The organism is Streptomyces kunmingensis (genome assembly GCF_039533535.1).
Taxonomy (GTDB): Bacteria; Actinomycetota; Actinomycetes; order Streptomycetales; family Streptomycetaceae; genus Streptomyces; species Streptomyces kunmingensis.
Genome location: NZ_BAAATS010000027.1, coordinates 471,625 through 487,834 on the forward strand (window position 1 = coordinate 471,625; position 16,210 = coordinate 487,834).

15 protein-coding genes are annotated in these 16,210 nt (G+C 69.9%); 6 read left to right on the forward strand and 9 right to left on the reverse strand.

Going from position 1 to position 16,210, the window contains the following annotated elements; translation table 11 throughout:
- Window positions 1-25 precede the first annotated feature (25 nt).
- The 5 genes from ABD366_RS30400 (at window position 26) to ABD366_RS30420 (ending at window position 4,497) form a co-directional block, all read left to right on the forward strand.
- Entirely contained in the window at window positions 26-523 is a 498-nt protein-coding gene (locus tag ABD366_RS30400) for a DUF6082 family protein (protein ID WP_324769142.1), read from the forward strand.
- A 147-nt stretch (window positions 524-670) separates the two neighbouring features.
- Window positions 671-907, forward strand: coding sequence for a hypothetical protein (locus ABD366_RS30405; protein ID WP_324769141.1), 237 nt, complete (start codon window positions 671-673; stop codon window positions 905-907).
- Between the two features lie 181 nt (window positions 908-1,088).
- Window positions 1,089-2,009 carry a ferredoxin family protein gene (locus ABD366_RS30410; protein ID WP_324769140.1) on the forward strand — a complete coding sequence of 307 codons (921 nt, stop codon included), beginning with the start codon at window positions 1,089-1,091 and terminating at the stop codon, window positions 2,007-2,009.
- A 128-nt stretch (window positions 2,010-2,137) separates the two neighbouring features.
- Window positions 2,138-3,823, forward strand: coding sequence for a sensor histidine kinase (locus ABD366_RS30415; RefSeq protein WP_324769138.1), 1,686 nt, complete (start codon window positions 2,138-2,140; stop codon window positions 3,821-3,823).
- Entirely contained in the window at window positions 3,820-4,497 is a 678-nt protein-coding gene (locus tag ABD366_RS30420) for a response regulator (protein ID WP_324769137.1), read from the forward strand. Before ABD366_RS30415 ends, ABD366_RS30420 begins: the two co-directional genes overlap by 4 nt.
- A gap of 82 nt (window positions 4,498-4,579) precedes the next feature.
- Here ABD366_RS30420 and ABD366_RS30425 read toward each other — a convergent pair whose 3' ends face one another.
- The 6 genes from ABD366_RS30425 to ABD366_RS30450 all read right to left on the reverse strand — a co-directional run bounded on the left by ABD366_RS30425 (window position 4,580) and on the right by ABD366_RS30450 (window position 11,538).
- Window positions 4,580-6,172: a solute symporter family protein gene (locus ABD366_RS30425; protein WP_324769136.1), complete on the reverse strand. Its 1,593-nt coding sequence runs from the start codon at window positions 6,170-6,172 to the stop codon at window positions 4,580-4,582.
- The gene (locus tag ABD366_RS30430) at window positions 6,169-6,702 is read right to left on the reverse strand and encodes a DUF485 domain-containing protein (protein ID WP_324769135.1); all 534 of its coding nucleotides are present in this window, start codon (window positions 6,700-6,702) and stop codon (window positions 6,169-6,171) included. The genes ABD366_RS30425 and ABD366_RS30430 overlap by 4 nt, the downstream gene beginning before the upstream one ends.
- A 203-nt stretch (window positions 6,703-6,905) precedes the next feature.
- Window positions 6,906-7,619 carry a response regulator transcription factor gene (locus ABD366_RS30435; protein WP_324769134.1) on the reverse strand — a complete coding sequence of 238 codons (714 nt, stop codon included), beginning with the start codon at window positions 7,617-7,619 and terminating at the stop codon, window positions 6,906-6,908.
- Window positions 7,616-8,773, reverse strand: a complete 1,158-nt coding sequence (locus tag ABD366_RS30440; protein WP_324769133.1) for a sensor histidine kinase — start codon at window positions 8,771-8,773, stop codon at window positions 7,616-7,618. Before ABD366_RS30440 ends, ABD366_RS30435 begins: the two co-directional genes overlap by 4 nt.
- Window positions 8,770-9,276 (reverse strand): DUF1453 domain-containing protein, encoded by a 507-nt coding sequence (locus ABD366_RS30445; protein WP_324769131.1) that lies wholly within the window; start codon window positions 9,274-9,276, stop codon window positions 8,770-8,772. The genes ABD366_RS30440 and ABD366_RS30445 overlap by 4 nt, the downstream gene beginning before the upstream one ends.
- Window positions 9,277-9,414: 138 nt before the next feature.
- Window positions 9,415-11,538 (reverse strand): DNA gyrase/topoisomerase IV subunit B, encoded by a 2,124-nt coding sequence (locus tag ABD366_RS30450; RefSeq protein WP_324769130.1) that lies wholly within the window; start codon window positions 11,536-11,538, stop codon window positions 9,415-9,417.
- 441 nt (window positions 11,539-11,979) lie between these two features.
- On the opposite strand from ABD366_RS30450, the gene ABD366_RS30455 reads away from it, so the two are divergent.
- Window positions 11,980-12,210, forward strand: coding sequence for a DUF7455 domain-containing protein (locus ABD366_RS30455; RefSeq protein ID WP_324769128.1), 231 nt, complete (start codon window positions 11,980-11,982; stop codon window positions 12,208-12,210).
- A gap of 95 nt (window positions 12,211-12,305) precedes the next feature.
- Here the strand turns inward: ABD366_RS30455 and ABD366_RS30460 are convergent, their stop codons facing one another.
- From ABD366_RS30460 to ABD366_RS30470, 3 genes are all read right to left on the reverse strand, one after another.
- Window positions 12,306-13,136, reverse strand: a complete 831-nt coding sequence (locus ABD366_RS30460) for a serine protease (protein ID WP_324769127.1) — start codon at window positions 13,134-13,136, stop codon at window positions 12,306-12,308.
- Window positions 13,137-13,296: 160 nt separating this feature from the next.
- Window positions 13,297-14,832, reverse strand: coding sequence for an RNA polymerase sigma factor (locus ABD366_RS30465; protein WP_324769126.1), 1,536 nt, complete (start codon window positions 14,830-14,832; stop codon window positions 13,297-13,299).
- 456 nt (window positions 14,833-15,288) lie between these two features.
- Window positions 15,289-16,173: a FadR/GntR family transcriptional regulator gene (locus tag ABD366_RS30470; protein WP_324769125.1), complete on the reverse strand. Its 885-nt coding sequence runs from the start codon at window positions 16,171-16,173 to the stop codon at window positions 15,289-15,291.
- Window positions 16,174-16,210 lie beyond the last annotated feature (37 nt).

Here is a 16,210-nt window from a genome sequence, read left to right on the forward strand (position 1 = left end):
ACAAAACGTAAGGACGTGGCGATCAGTGGTCGCCGCAACGATTGCCGGCGGGCTCGCGGGCACGGCCACAGCGCACCTGTGGCAGCTGTACGGCCCGAGCCGGACGGGAACCACGGCACAGTGGCGACGACAGGCTCGCGCCCACCAGCAGCGCATGCACTGGGAGCTCCTGAGCAAGGCGATCGACGACCCTGCCCTGGCCGTCGTGATCGACAACTACGGACTGGATCTCTCACCGGAGAAACGACGGCAGTACCTCTACGCCAACCTCTGGTACATCAACGCCTTCCACCTCTACGAATCCGGCGTACTGGACCGGCGTCAACTCCGCGGCCATCTGCGCGAACTCTTCCAGAGTGCGCACATCCGGGAGTACTGGGAGGCCACGCGGCCGCACCGCGCCTCACTCGACCCAGCGTCGACGGAAGCGGAGGTCGGACACATCGCCGAGGCCCTGCTACAGGAACGGGACGAGTCGGACACGGACGAATGGTGGGTAGTGGGCGAGCCGCCGCCACTCTGATGCCCGCCCCGCACCCGTACGCGGGTCACTCGTACCGGTGAAGTTATCGGCCAACTCCCCCTGGATTAGCGCCTTTAGGTACTATCCAGCCCAGCCGGGAGCACTACTGTGGCGCCCTAACGTCGCCCTCCAGAAGGACCGGTTGTCTTGAAGATCGTACGCCGCATCGGGGTGCCCCCGAGCGCTCGCGGAAGTGCCTCTGGCGCCACCTGCCCCGATGTTTTCGAACTCAGCGACGGGAACTTCGCCGTGATCGGCACGGAGGCCACCGCCGAGCTCAAGAAGGAACTGCCGGCGGACGCGGGGGTCGCCGACTACGAGCGCATCGTCATCGTGAACCGGGAGACCTTGCTGCGCGCCAAAAGCGACATTCCTGACGCGTGAGGTCTTCGGGTGCGTCGGGCGGTGCCGGGCCGGGCTCCTGCCGGGTGCATGGTGCATGGCGGCCGTAGACGGGTCCTCCCGTCGGCGGCCGCCGCGCCGCAGGGCCGCTCGGTGCCGGGGGCGGCGGCAGGGCAAGGAGTGACTCCGCGAGTGACCGCGCACGCAGGTTAGGCTCACCTGCGTGAGTACGTGCGCGACCTCCTCGCTGGACCTTGACGAACCTCTCGCGGGGACCGCGGCCACCGCCCGGACCTGGCTGTTGATCGAGCAGCCCGGCCCCTGGGGAGCGAAGGCCCTGACCTCCAGCCATCTCGACCCCGAGGTCGGCCGTGCCCTAAAGGCAGCCGCTGAGAACACCGGGGTGCGGGTCGCGCTCGTGCGGCGCCCCGGCCGGCACGCCGACCGTCACACCCCGGCGCACCACCAGGTGTACGTCGCACACACCGTCCCCGGACGTACATGGCTGCGCGGCACCACCGTGAAGACGCCCGGGGAACTGCTGCGGCTCGACTTCTCCGCTCTGGGAGCCGGCGATCACGGCGGCTTCGGCGAACCGCACGAGGGCGCTCCCCTCGCACTCGTCTGCACCAACGGGAAACGGGACCGCTGCTGCGCCGTGCTCGGTCGGCCGTTGGCCTCCGAACTCGCCCTCTCCGCCGAGGACAACGTCTGGGAGGTCACCCACCTCGGTGGCCACCGCTTTTCCCCCACCCTTCTGGTGCTGCCCTACGGATACGCCTACGGAAGGGCCACAGCGACGGCCGTGAAAGACATCCTGGAGGCCGTACGCGCCGACCGGATCGTCGTCGACGGCTGCCGCGGGAACTCCGCCTGGGACCGCCCGGGCCAGGCCGCGGAACTGGCCGTGCGCCGCGCCGCCCACGAATACGGGGCCGACGTCCTGCACATCGTACGGACGGACGCCGTCCCCGCTACGCGCTGGGAGGTGACCGTCGCACACTCCGACGGCCGCCGGTGGCTCGTGACGGTCGAGCAGGGCGCATCGTCCCCTCCGCGCGCGGAGAGCTGCGGCGGCGCGCTCGGATCACCGGCCCGTATGGATGTCGTGGCTGTCCGTGAGATCCCCGCGGCGCTCGACTGACCCGGCGCTCGACACTCGACTGACCCGGCGCTCGACCGGCGTTCGAGCGACCCGGTCGTCGGCGACGTACGAGATCCGCGCCACAAGGGCTTCGATCGGGGGCGGAAGGGCCCGTACCGTTCGTCAGCATGAGCCCGACCTCCCCCGCCCGCCGTCTGCGCTTCGGTCTGCCGAGGCGGGTGTTCGCGCAGGTGCTGCTCATGCAGGTGGCGATCGCGGCGGGGGTGGCCGTGCTGGCGACCGGGCTGTTCCTGGCTCCGCTGAGCGATCAGCTGGACGACCAGGCCATGCGGCGCGCCCTCGCCATCGCGCAGACCACGGCGGCGCAGCCGCGGATCGCCGAGGAACTGCGGTCCTCGCGGCCCGTCACGGACGGCCCCGTGCAGGCCGACGCGGAGCGGATCCGGCGGGCCAGCGGCGCCGAGTACGTCGTGATCATGAACAAGAAGGGGGTCCGCTGGTCGCACACCGACCGCGGTCAGATCGGCAGGGTCGTCTCGACGGACCCCAGCGACGCTCTGGCGGGCCGTGAGGTGATGGAGATAGACGACGGCACCCTCGGGCGCTCCGCGCGCGGCAAAGTGCCCTTGAGGGGCGCTGACGGGGCCATCGTGGGCGCGGTGTCGGTCGGCATCGAGTACGACAGCGTCCGCGCGCGCCTCATCCACGCCATTCCGGGCCTGTTCGCCTACGCGGGCGGAGCCCTGGCGGTGGGGGCGCTCGCCGCGTACCTGATCTCGCGGCGGGTGCAGCGGCAGACACGCGATCTGGCGTTCTCCGACATCTCCGCGCTGTTGGCCGAGCGGGAGGCGATGCTGCACGGCATCCGTGAGGGCGTCGTCGCCTTGGACCGCACCGGCCGGATCCGGCTGCTGAACGACGAGGCGCAGCGTCTGCTCGGCCTCGACAGCGCGGCGATCGGACGGCCCCTGGACGACGCGCTCGGCGCGGGACGGACGACGGACGTGCTCGCGGGCCACGTCACCGGTACGGATCTGCTGACGGTCCGGGGCCGGCGCGTCCTGGTGGCCAACCGGATGCCCACCGACGACGGCGGCGCCGTCGCGACCCTGCGGGACCGCACGGAACTGGAGGAACTGGGCCGCGAGCTCGACTCCACGCGCGGCCTCATCGACGCCCTGCGCGCCCAGGACCACGAGCACGCCAACCGCATGCATACGTTGCTGGGGCTGCTGGAGCTGGAGATGTACGAGGAGGCCGCCGAGTTCGTCGGCGAGGTGGCGGGCGCCCACCGGGTCACCGCGGAACAGATCACCGAGAAGATTCAGGATCCGCTGCTCGCGGCCCTGCTGGTGGGCAAGGCCACGGTCGCCGCGGAGCGCGGTGTCGCTCTCGGCGTCTCACGCGACACCGAACTGCCGGACCGGCTCGTCGATCCGCGCGGGCTCGTCACGATCGTCGGCAACCTGGTGGACAACGCCCTGGACGCGGCAGCCGGCTCGAGTCGGCACGCGCGCGTGGAGGTGGCTCTGCGAGCGGACGGCCCTACAGCGGTCCTACGGGTGCGCGACACAGGGCCGGGGGTCCCCGCGGAGCAGCGGGAGAGCGTCTTCGAGGAAGGCTGGTCCACGAAGGAGCCGCCGGAGTACGGCAAGCGCGGCATCGGGCTCGCCCTGGTGCGGCGGCTCGCCGAGCGGCAGGGCGGCACGGCCGAGGTGACGGCGTCGCCGGCCGGGGGCGCCGAGTTCGTCGTCGTACTACCGGAAGCCTTCGCCGTCCCGAACGAGACCATGCCGAGGGGACCCGTGCCGAGCGAAAGCGTCCCGAGCGCCGCCGATGAGGAGGTCCGATGATCGAGGTACTGGTCGTGGACGACGACACCCGCGTCGCCGACGTGAACGCCGCCTACGTGGCGAAGGTGCCCGGTTTCCGCGTGGCCGCCAAGGCCCACAGCGCTGCCGAGGCCTTGGAGCGCATCGACGCCCTCGAGGTCGATCTGGTCCTCCTCGACCACTACCTGCCGGACGAGACGGGCCTCGACGTCGCCCGGACGGTGCGCGAACGCGGTCTGCAGATCGACGTGATCATGGTGACGGCGGCGCGGGATGTGGCGACCGTGCAGGCCGCGATGCGCCAGGGAGCGCTGCAGTACCTGGTCAAGCCTTTCTCGTTCGCGGGGCTGCGCGGCAAGCTGGAGGCGTACGCGACGCTGCGCCGCACCCTCGACGGCGGCGGTGAGGCCGAGCAGGCGGAGGTGGACCAGATCTTCGGCGCCCTGTCGGCCACACCCGCGCCCGAGCTGCCGAAGGGGCACTCCCCCACCACGGCGGAACTCGTCCGCAGAGCCATGATGAACGCCGAGGGGCCCCTCTCCGCGCAGGAGTTGGCCGACCGGACCCGGCTCAGCCGCCAGACCGCCCAGCGCTACCTGAAGCTGCTGGAGCGCACGGGGCGGGTGCGGCTGAGCCTGAAGTACGGCGACACGGGGCGGCCCGAGCACCGGTACGAATGGGCCGCCAGCCGCTGAGCCGGCCTCCGAACCGCCCCAGATCTCGCCGCCCGGCTCAGACAACTCCGGCTCAGACCACTTCGGCTCAGACGGCTCCGGCTCAGACGGCTCCGGCGCCGGTCAGCGCGCGCACCTCGGTCTCCGCGTGCTTGGCCTCGTCCGGGGGTTCGTCGGAGGTCATGGTGCCCAGCCAGCCGGCCAGGAAGCCGAGCGGGATGGAGACGAGCCCGGGGTTCTCCAGCGGGAAGAACTGGAAGTCCACCCCGGGGAACAGGGATGTCGGGCTCCCCGAGACCACCGGCGACAGCACGACCAGGACGAGCGCGGGAACGAGCCCGCCGTACACCGACCACACCGCTCCGCGCGTGGTGAAGTTCCGCCAGAACAGCGAGTACAGCAGCACGGGCAGGTTGGCGGACGCGGCGACGGCGAAGGCCAGGCCCACGAGGAACGCCACGTTGAGATCGCGGGCGAGCAGCCCGAGCGCGATCGCGAGTACGCCGATCCCGGCCGCGGCGATCCGCGCCACCGCGACCTCGCTGTGCTGCTTCCCGCCCGGTCTGCGCAGCGAGGCGTACAGGTCGTGCGCCACCGATGCCGAGGAGGCGAGCGTGATGCCGGCGACGACGGCGAGGATGGTGGCGAAGGCGACCGCGGCGACGATCGCGAACAGCACCGTGCCGCCCGTCGAGTCCGCGCCGCCGCCCAGGTGGAGGGCGAGCAGCGGAACCGCCGTGTTCCCCGCCGCATTCGAGCCTCGTACGGCTTCGGGTCCCACGAGGGCGGCCGCGCCGAACCCGAGCACGATCGTCATGAGATAGAAGCTGCCGATGAGTCCGATGGACCAGACGACGGAGCGCCGGGCGGCCCGGGCGGTCGGCACGGTGTAGAAGCGCGACAGGATGTGCGGAAGGCCCGCCGTGCCCAGGACGAGCGCGAGGCCCAGGCTGATGAAGTCGAAGCGCGCGGTCCAGCTCCCGCCGTACTTCAGGCCGGGCACGAGGAAGTCGGAGCCGTGCCCGCTGCGCGCCGCGGCCGCGCGCAGCAGTTGGTCGAAGTCACCGTGGAATCGCGCCAGAACAAGCACGGTCAGGGTGATCGTCCCGCCCATGAGCAGGACCGCTTTGACGATCTGGATCCACGTGGTGGCCCGCATCCCTCCCATCGACACATAGATCACCATGAGCGCGCCCACGCCGACGACGGTCCATGCCTGCGCCGCTCCGCTCTTCCCACCCAGCAGCAGCGCGACCAGGCTGCCCGCGCCCACCATCTGCGCCACCAGATAGAGAACGGACACGGTGACCGAAGAAGTTCCCGCCGCGATGCGCACCGGACGCTCCCGCATCCGGGACGCCACGACGTCGGCCATCGTGAACCGCCCGCAGTTGCGCACCAGTTCGGCGACGAGGAAGAGCACGACGAGCCAGGCGACGAGGAAGCCCACGGAGTAGAGCAGTCCGTCGTACCCGAAGAGGGCGATCAGCCCCGAGATACCGAGGAACGACGCGGCCGACATGTAGTCCCCGGCGATGGCGAATCCGTTCTCCATCGGCGAGAAGAGGCGTCCGCCCGCGTAGAACTCCTCGGCCGAACCCTGCCGGTGGCGTCCCACCCAGGTCGTGATGGCGAGCGTGACCGCCACGAACGCGCTGAACAGGACCAGCGCCCAGGTCTGATGCGCCCCCGTCATCGCCGCCCGCTCTCGCTCTGCGCGGAACCGTTCATGCGGACGGAATCGTCGATGCTTCGCGTCATCTCCTGCGTGTCCCACCGCAGTTCGAGCGCGGGACGGTCACGGCGGAGCCGCGCGTGGCGCGCGTACAGCCACGTCAGCAGGAACGTACTGGCGAACTGGCCGAGCCCGGCCACCATCGCCACGTTCACGGATCCCGCGACCGGGCGGGCCATCAGCGCGGGCGCGCTCGTGGCGGCCACGACGTACGCGAGGTACCAGGCGAAGAACAGCACGGTCGCGGGGACGACGAACCTCCGGTAGCGCCCGCGTACTTCCTGGAAGGCGGCGCTGCGCTGCACCTCCAGATAGACCCCCGCCGCGCTCCGCTCCCGGCGCGCGGGCTGGGCGGGCACGGTGGGCGCCGGTGCGCCCGTGCCGTCCCACTCGCCCCACCCCGAGGCCGGCGCGTCGTACCAGGGGTCGCCCAGGCCCCCGCGATCGCCGGCCCGGGGCTGCGCCGTCTCGCGCCCGTCGTGCTTCTCCACCGAACTCTCCTTGTCCGCGGCCCACTGCGACCGCGTGCCCAAGGATGGACAGACCGGGAAGATCCCGGACTCTCCTCGCAAGTCCTTCACCCCATTAGGTGATGGACCGAGCCATGGACCGGGGCAGGCGCCGGAGCAGGGCCAGGGGCAGGGACCGGGGCGTGGACGGGCGAGGAACCAACCGGGGCGTGGACGGGTGAGGACTAGGTGAGCGATGCTCCCGGCGGCTTCGCGAGTCCGTGCCGGTACGCGTAACGGACCGCCTGAGCGCGATCCTTGAGCCCCGTCTTCGCGAACAGGTTGTTGATGTGGGTCTTCACCGTCGCCGTGGAGACCTGGAGCGCCCGGGCGATCTCCTGGTTGCTCAGCCCGTCGGCGATCAGCGCCAGGACTTCGGCCTCCCGGGCGGTGAGCCCGTCCGGCGGCTCCTTCGGCTCCTTCGCCACGGAGGGCTCGGACTGCGACAGTCTCTCCAGGAGCCGCCGCTGGATCCGGGGCGAGAGTCCCGCGTCGCCGGACAGCACGTCCTCGACGGCCCGGACGATCTCGTCCCCGCCCGCGTCCTTCGTCAGGTAGCCCCGCGCTCCCGCCTTGAGCGCGGGGAACAGTGACTCGTCGTCGGCATACGTGGTCAGGACGACGATCTGGGTACCCGGGTGCTCCGCGCGGATCCGGCGTGTCGCCTCGACGCCGTCGCAGCGCGGCATGCGCAGGTCCATCAGGACGACGTCCGGGTCCAGTTCGGCCACGAGCGTGAGCGCCTGCTCCCCGTCTCCCCCGGCACCGACGACCTCGATCCCGGGCAGCAGCCCGAGCAGCATCACGATGCCTTCGCGCACCACCGTCTGATCGTCGACCACCACGACGCGGGCCGGGGGCCGCCCCGCGTCGGACTCCGCCCCGCGCACCCCGCTCACAGGGGAACCTTCAACGTGACCACAAACCCCTCCTCGTACGGCCCTGCGTCCAGCGTGCCGCCCAGCAGCTCGGCGCGCTCCCGCATCCCCAACAGACCGTAACCGGAGCCACTGACAGCGAGGTCTTCCCGCGGTCGGGACGCCCCCGAGTCCCGTATTTCCAGGGCCACTTCGTGCCGCCCGTACTCCAGCCGCATCACGGCCTTCGCCCCGGGCGCATGCTTGCGTACGTTCGTCAGCGCCTCCTGCGCGACTCTGCGCACCGCCTGTGAGGCCTCCGCGGACATCGGCCCGGGTTCGCCCGAGACGGCCAGGGAGGCTCCGTCGCAGGACGCGACCAGCTCTCGCAGGAAGTCCTCCAGCGGCGTCATCTCGCCGCGCAGCGCCGACAACGCCTGGCGGGTCTCGGCGAGTCCGTCGCGGGCCATGCCGCGCGCCGCGACGACCCGGTCCAGGATCTGGTCCCGGCCGGCTCCGCGCTCGATGAGGAGCCGGGCCGCCTCCAGGTGGACGAGTTGCGCGGAGAGGCTATGCGCGAGGACGTCGTGGATCTCGCGGGCGATGCGGGACCTCTCGGCGAGCGCCGCCGACTCGGCTTCCGCGGTCCGCGCCGCGCGTTCCTGCACGAGCAGCCGCTGAGCGTTGCCCCTGGCCTCGGCGTCGAGGCGCAACACGTACCCGGACAGGCAGAGTCCCACCGCGACGACGGCGGTGGTCAGCCAGGCGTCGTCGTTGACGAGCGCGAAGCCGGTGAGTGCGACGGCCGTGGCGGGCACGGCGGCGGCGAGCGGCATGCGTTCGAGCGCGGAGATCGCGCATCCGCACCACAGCACGACAGCCGGGCCGCGGAACCCGATCTGCTGGGCGCCCGTAGCGATCAGCAGCAGGACCGCGAGCAGTCCGAGCGAGGGCCACAGCCGGTGCTCGAGCGTGGTGCGGAAGAAACCCCGGGCGGTGGCCGCGCAGGCCAGCAACCCCACAGGCGCCGCCACGACGGCCCAGTCGGCGACGTTCCGCTGGGTGACCGCGGTCCACAGCAGGATCGCGAGCGCGGCCACCCGGACCGTTCCGGCCAGTATCCGGCGGGCTCGCGTCAGTCCCGCGCGCGAGAGCGCCTCGCGCGAGGGCCACGTGATCCAGGGGCTCTGCCTCACCTGCGGTCCTCCCAGGCCGGCTGCGCGAAAGCACCAACGTACGCCGACCGCAGGCTGCCGGCCCGCCACATCAGAAGGCCGGAGCGGACCAGGAGCGAGAGGGCGAAGCCCAGCATGAGCGCGGAGCTGCCGAGGTGGATGCCCAGGGCCATGCCGATGCCGACGACAGCGGCGCGGGCGGCGATGCCGCCGAGCCAGGTCCCGGCCGTCGCCACCGTGCCCTTGGTCCACACGTCGCCCTGTTCGTCGGACCAGACGTGCGTCGTGAACACCCATCCGACGCCGATGCCCAGGCTGACCAGCAACTCGACGACAAGGAGGGCGACCGAGCCCGGCAGGTGGTGGGCGTCCGTGAGGGAGCCGTTCCGCAGGGCGAAGAAGCCGAGGAGTGCGGGGAGCAGCCACCACTTGCGGTCCATCGACAGGCGCTCGGTCCTGAACTGGCGCGCCAGGACCAGTGCGGCAACTGCGACGATCACCAGGACATCGGTGAATCCGGACATGACGGCCTCCGTGGAGCGGTCGGGAGCGGAGTGTTCCAACGCCTTCGACGCTACGGAGAACAGCAGGTCAACAGATCGGAGCCGGGGTGGATCCCAGGTGGATCGTGCGGCTCCACCCAGGGGTGGAGCCGCACGGAGCTACGCGTCGATGCGCGAGCGGTCGAGCGTCGCCGCGGAGCTGCTGATGAACTCCTTGCGCGGCGCCACGTCGTTGCCCATCAGCAGGTCGAAGACCTGCTCGGCGGCGTCCAGCTCGCCGATGTTGATGCGGCGCAGTGTGCGGTGCCGCGGGTCCATCGTGGTCTCGGCCAGCTGGTCGGCGTCCATCTCGCCCAGCCCCTTGTAGCGCTGGATCGAGTCCTTGTAGCGCACGCCCTTGCGCTGGAGCTCCAGGATCGTCTCCCGCAGCTCGCGGTCCGAGTACGTGTACACGTACTTGTCCTGGCCCTTCTTCGGCTGGACCAGTTCGATGCGGTGCAGGGGCGGCACGGCGGCGAAGACGCGGCCGGCCTCGACCATGGGCCGCATGTAGCGCTGGAACAGCGTCAGCAGCAGGCAGCGGATGTGCGCACCGTCGACATCGGCGTCGACGAGCAGGATGATCTTTCCGTAACGCGCCGCGTCGAGGTCGAAGGTCCGGCCGGACCCGGCTCCTATGACCTGGATGATCGCGCCGCACTCGACGTTCTTCAGCATGTCCGAGACGGACGACTTCTGTACGTTGAGAATTTTTCCGCGGATCGGCAGGAGCGCCTGGAACTCGGAGTTGCGCGCGAGCTTGGCGGTGCCGAGCGCCGAGTCGCCCTCGACGATGAACAGCTCGCTGCGCTCCACGTCGTCGCTGCGGCAGTCCGCCAGCTTCGCGGGCAGCGACGACGACTCCAGGGCCGTCTTACGACGCTGCGCGTCCTTGTGCTGACGGGCCGCAATGCGCGTGCGCGCGGCAGCGACGGCCTTCTCCATGACGGCGCGGGCCTGGGCCTTGGCGTCGCGCTTGGTGGAGGTCAGGAAGCCCTTGAGCTCCTTGGCCAGGACGTTGGCCACGATCCGGTTGGCCGCCGAGGTACCGAGGACCTCCTTGGTCTGGCCCTCGAACTGCGGCTCCGCCAGGCGCACCGTGACGACGGCTGTGAGGCCCTCCAGGGCGTCGTCCTTGATGACGTCGTCCTCGGCGACCCGCAGCAGCTTCTGGGTGCGCAGGACCTCGTTCACCGTCTTTGTGAGCGAGCGCTCGAAGCCGGCGACGTGGGTGCCGCCCTTGGGGGTGGCGATGATGTTGACGAACGACTTGATGTTCGTGTCGTAGCCGGTGCCCCAGCGCATCGCGATGTCGACGCCGAGCTCACGGGTGACCTCGGTCGGCGTCATCTGGCCGTGCTCGTCGAGTACGGGGACGGTCTCCTTGAAGCTGCCCTGCCCCGTGAAGCGGAGGACGTCGCAGACCGGCTTGTCCTGGGCCAGGTACTCGCAGAACTCGCTGATGCCGCCGTCGAAGCGGAAGCTCTCCTCGCCCTTGCTGCCGCCCTCGCCGAGACCGAGCTCGTCCCGCACGACGATGGTCAGTCCCGGCACCAGGAAGGCGGTCTGGCGCGCACGCTGGTGCAGGTGCTCCAGCGAGAGCTTGGCGTCCTTGAGGAAGATCTGCCGGTCCGCCCAGTAGCGGATGCGGGTGCCGACGCGGTTCTTCGGGACCTTCTTGGTCTTGCTCAGCCGAGCGGAGGAGTCGAAGGGCGCGTCCGGCCCGGGCTTGGAGAACGCGCCGGGGACACCGCGCCGGAAGCTGATGGCGTGCACGTGCCCGCCACGGTCCACCTCCACGTCGAGACGCGCCGACAGCGCGTTCACCACGGAGGCGCCCACGCCGTGCAGACCGCCGGAGGCCGCGTACGAGCCGCCTCCGAACTTGCCGCCCGCGTGGAGCTTGGTCATGACGACCTCGACCCCGGAAAGGCCGGTTTTGGGCTCCACGTCCACGGGGATGCCGCGGCCGTTGTCCCGCACCTCCACGGAGCCGTCGTCGTGCAGGATCACATCGATGTGGTCACAGAATCCGCCGAGAGCCTCGTCGACAGAGTTGTCGATGATCTCCCAGAGGCAGTGCATCAGGCCACGGCTGTCGGTCGAGCCGATATACATGCCGGGACGCTTGCGTACGGCTTCGAGCCCCTCGAGGACGAGAAGGTGCCGCGCGGTGTAGTTGGAACCGTCCCGGTCTGCTCCGGTCAGCAACGCTGTGGACGGCACGGACGTGTCGGCGGTCACGCGGTTCGCTCCTCGCTGAATTTCAGATGAGGCCCTTGTGGGTAAAGGGCCGGCGTCGGTCACCCGTCAGAGGGTACCGAGGCCTGGTAGAGCCGTTGTACCGCCACCCTCACGTCTGACCAGACTAGTCCACCGTCGTATGCGTGTTCGATCGCTCGAAGGAGTGAAGCCCACATCACGTTCCCTTCCAGGCATGAACCATTTAGGCTCCGGGCACGTCCTCATGAACAACCGGCAAGCCAGCCGGGGACGACCGACCTGATGGATCGCGCGAACCCGTAAGACACGTAAGAGACGCAATACGGCACATTCGCCGCCACCCGGCAGCAGACAGCCGGTCTCGAAGAAAATTTTCGAGGAAAAGCCGCGAGCGGGAACGTTTTCGGCCTGGTTGGATGTTGACCCTGGTACGACAGCTCGTCGAGCTAGAGAAGAGGCGACGTGACTACTGTTCTGACCCCCGCGAGCCCGCTGACGGCGGCTGACCGCTGTGACCGTTGCGGCGCCCAGGCATACCTGCGCGTCGTTCTGATCAGCGGTGGTGAACTGCTCTTCTGCGCCCACCACGGACGCAAGTTCGAGCCGGAACTCAAGAAGATCGCCGCTGAGATACAGGACGAGACGGAGCGGCTCACCGCCGTTCCGGAAAGTGCTGAAACCGAGGAACGCTGACGCCTCGCATCCACGACGAGCCAGCTCCGGCATCAGGCCGGTGATCGGGCGGCCACCCCTCCACCAAGGGGTGACCGCCCGTCCTCGTATCCAGGTCAGCCGTGTTGCTGCAGCACCTTCACCACGTCCGAGACCCTCGTGTAGACGCCAGGGCTCTTCGGACGCCCGCAGCCGCTCCCCCAGGAGACGAGGCCGACCAGCTTCCCCTGGGCGACCAGCGGGCCGCCGCTGTCGCCCTGACAGGCGTCCTTGCCGCCGCCCAGCTCTCCCGCGCACAGCATCGTCTTCGCCATGTAGGTGCCGTCCGCGTTACCGGGATACGCCTGCTCACAGACTGCGTCGGCGAGCACCTGCACCTGTGCGGCGCGCAGCGTGTTCGGGTACTTGCCGGTGCCGGTCGTGTCACCCCATCCGTAGACGGACGCCTTGGTCCCCGCCTTGTAGGCCGGATCGCCCTCCTCGGCCATCGGGAGCACGTCACCGGCGGGCAGCGGTTTGGACAGTGTGAGGACCGCCACATCCCCTGAGTTCGTCCGGGAGTCGTAGTCCGGGTTGATCCACTCGCTGCTGGGCGGGATCTCGACGCCCTCCGTTGTCCGCAGATCGGTTCTGCCGGCGATCACCTTGAGGTCGCTCACCCTGTTGCGCGGCACCCCGAGCACCTCCTCGCTCATGCAGTGCGCCGCTGTGATGACCGTCGAGCGTGCGACGAGCACGCCGCCGCAGAACTGTCCGGAGCGCATTCCCCCGAACCGGTCACGGCTGCTCAGTGCCACCACCCATGGATGGTCGGACGTCTTGACGGCGCTGCCGCCGATGACGCCCTCGTCGGCGACCGCGGGAGCCGATGAGGCCAAGGGCAGCACGGCCGCCGCGACCAGCACGGCCAGCGGCACGGTCAGCGCTCTGGCGAATGGACGACGCATTCGAACTCCTCACTCTAGGTGGCCATGGAACACCCAGGGTGATTCAGTGACGCGCGCGACGCACCGCGAGAACGCGCGCTGCGCCACGCACGCCGAAGGCCCGGCCCCGCCCCGCGAACGGGGGCGTGCCGGGCCCTGGAGGAGCCGTACAGCGGCTCGCCTAGTCGAGGTAGTCGCGCAGGACCTGCGAGCGCGACGGGTGACGCAGCTTCGACATCGTCTTGGACTCGATCTGGCGGATGCGCTCACGCGTCACGCCGTACACCTTGCCGATCTCGTCGAGGGTCTTCGGCTGACCGTCGGTGAGACCGAACCGCATGGAGACGACGCCCGCTTCGCGCTCGGACAGCGTGTCGAGCACGGAGTGCAGCTGCTCCTGGAGGAGCGTGAAGCTGACGGCGTCGGCCGGGACCACGGCCTCGGAGTCCTCGATGAGGTCACCGAACTCGCTGTCACCGTCCTCGCCCAGCGGGGTGTGCAGGGAGATGGGCTCCCGGCCGTACTTCTGGACCTCGATGACCTTCTCAGGGGTCATGTCGAGCTCCTTGGCCAGCTCCTCCGGGGTGGGCTCGCGGCCCAGGTCCTGGAGCATCTGGCGCTGCACGCGCGCGAGCTTGTTGATGACCTCGACCATGTGCACCGGGATACGGATGGTGCGGGCCTGGTCGGCCATCGCGCGCGTGATCGCCTGACGGATCCACCAGGTGGCGTACGTGGAGAACTTGTAGCCCTTGGTGTAGTCGAACTTCTCGACCGCGCGGATCAGACCGAGGTTACCCTCCTGGATGAGGTCCAGGAAGAGCATGCCGCGGCCGGTGTAGCGCTTGGCCAGGGAGACCACCAGACGGAGGTTGGCCTCCAGCAGGTGGTTCTTGGCGCGGCGGCCGTCCTCGGCGATGATCTCCAGCTCGCGCTTGAGCTTGGGAGCGAGCTTGTCGGCGTTGGCCAGCTTGTCCTCGGCGAACAGACCGGCCTCGATGCGCTTGGCGAGCTCGACCTCCTGCTCGGCGTTGAGCAGCGGGACCTTACCGATCTGCTTGAGGTAGTCCTTGACGGGGTCGGCGGTGGCGCCGGCGGCCGCGACCTGCTGGGCGGGCGCGTCGTCCTCGTCGTCGTCGGACAGGACGAAACCGCCCTGGCCCTCCTCGGCGGGCTCGCCCTCCTTGCCCGTGGCGGGAGTTTCCTCGGTCGTCTCGTCCTCGGAGGCCTCGTCGTCCTTCTTGCCGCCCGCCTTCTTGGCAGCGGTCTTCTTGGCGACGGTCTTCTTTGCGGTGGCCTTCTTGGCGACCGTCTTCTTGGCTACGGTCTTCTTGGCCGGCTCGGTTTCCTCGGCGCCTGCCTCGGTGGCCGTCGGCTCGGGTGCGGTCGTGGCAGCGACCTTCTTGGCGGTGACCGTCTTGGCCGCAACAGTCTTGGTGGCGGTGCGCTTGACCGGACTCTTGGCCGCGACGCTCTTGCGAGGACGCTTGGGCTCAGCAGCACTGACCATCAGCGTCACACCCTCTTCCTCGAGGATCTGGTTGAGGCTGCGCAGAACGTTCTTCCACTGAGTGGCCGGAATCTGGTCGGCTTCGAACGCACGGCGTACGTCATCGCCGGCGATCTGGCCATCAGCCTTTCCCCGCTCAATGAGCGCCATGACAGAGACGGATTCGGCGATCTCCGGCGGGAGCGTACGGGATGTGCTGGCCGACACGAACAACCTCTCGGAACGTTGGAAAACGGCTTCCGGCCCCGTCCTGTGAGGACCGGAGCCGACGACCGTCGACTTGGGGATGGGTCAACGGCGCGGGCGGGGACCGGGAGAAGGACAGCGCCACGAACGGCTGCTGTATTCCCTCCTCGGCTGTCACCTCTTAGGTCATCGCGTTGCCCCGAGGAGCGTTACGCCCAATCTGCGTGGCCCGAGTCACACCCCGTATTCGGTCAAAAACTGACGGATACGGACGGAGTGGGTCATGACGGGAGTCGTCCCATCGATGGAGCGTCCCACCGATGGGGGACGCGCACGAGCCGGCCGCCCCGTACGAGCAACGCCTCCACGGCCACGTCGCCGGACGGCGCCCGTCCACATGTGCGCAGGGCACATGGAGGGGCGCCGTCCGGCGACACCAAATTCGTACTCCCTCGCTCCGCTACGGATGCGGGGCGGTCAGTGCTCGCGCGGCGCAGGCACCACGCGGTCCACCTCGGGGTGGACCATCAGCAGCTGCCGCATGGCCGTCTCGGCGCCGGAGCTGTCACCCGCGGCGAGCGCGTCGGCGATGCGGGCGTGATGCGCGATGGCCGTCTCGTTCGGCCGGTCGCAACCGGTGACGGGGCCGCCGGAGACCTGAAGGGCCGCGGAGACGATGCCGGAAAGGTGCTCCAGCATGCGGTTGCCGGCGAGCTGGATCAGCAGCGAGTGGAACTCCGCGTCGGCGCGCGAGAACGTGATCGAGTCCCCCTGACCGAGCGCGTGCCCCATGATCTCGACCATGTCGACGAGGCGCTGCTGCACGTCCTCACGGCCGTGTCCGGCGGCGAGGCGCGCGGCGAGCGGCTCGATCGTCCAGCGCATCTCGCTGAGCTCCCGACGCTGATCGTCACGCTGCGGCCCGAAGGCGCGCCACTCGATGATGTCGGGGTCCAACAGGTTCCAGTCACTCACCGGACGCACGCGCGTGCCCACGTTCGGCCGGGCGCTGACCAGGCCCTTCGCCTCCAGGACGCGGAGGGACTCACGGACGACGGTCCGGGACACCTCGAAGCGCTGGCCGATCTCCTCGGGCACCAGTGGGCGGTCCGCGCCCAAATCCCCGGAGACGATCATCTGCCCCAACTGCTGGACGAGTTGACCATGCAGACCGCGGCCCCGGCTGCCCGCCGGGCGCCGGCCCACACGGCCGAGGTCCTGGTCCGGGCCGTCCCAGACGGGGGCGCCGACGCGGTCGGCGGGCGACCCCGCGTAGGGGTAGCGGTCGAGTTCACCCGGTCCGGCGAGGCCTGAGTCGGCGGAGCGGGCGGCGGTCATCATGGTGTGCGCAAGGGTACTCACGGAATGTGTTGTCGGCTCCGGCCCCAACTCCCTTGAG

Bases quoted from the DNA above. Each gene is read 5' to 3' on its own strand.
- ABD366_RS30415 (WP_324769138.1), top strand. From the start codon at position 2,138: ATGAGCCCGACCTCCCCCGCCCGCCGTCTGCGCTTCGGTCTGCCGAGG.
- ABD366_RS30420 (WP_324769137.1), top strand. From the start codon at position 3,820: ATGATCGAGGTACTGGTCGTGGACGACGACACCCGCGTCGCCGACGTG.
- ABD366_RS30425 (WP_324769136.1), bottom strand. From the start codon at position 6,172: ATGACGGGGGCGCATCAGACCTGGGCGCTGGTCCTGTTCAGCGCGTTC.
- ABD366_RS30445 (WP_324769131.1), bottom strand. From the start codon at position 9,276: ATGTCCGGATTCACCGATGTCCTGGTGATCGTCGCAGTTGCCGCACTG.
- ABD366_RS30460 (WP_324769127.1), bottom strand. From the start codon at position 13,136: ATGCGTCGTCCATTCGCCAGAGCGCTGACCGTGCCGCTGGCCGTGCTG.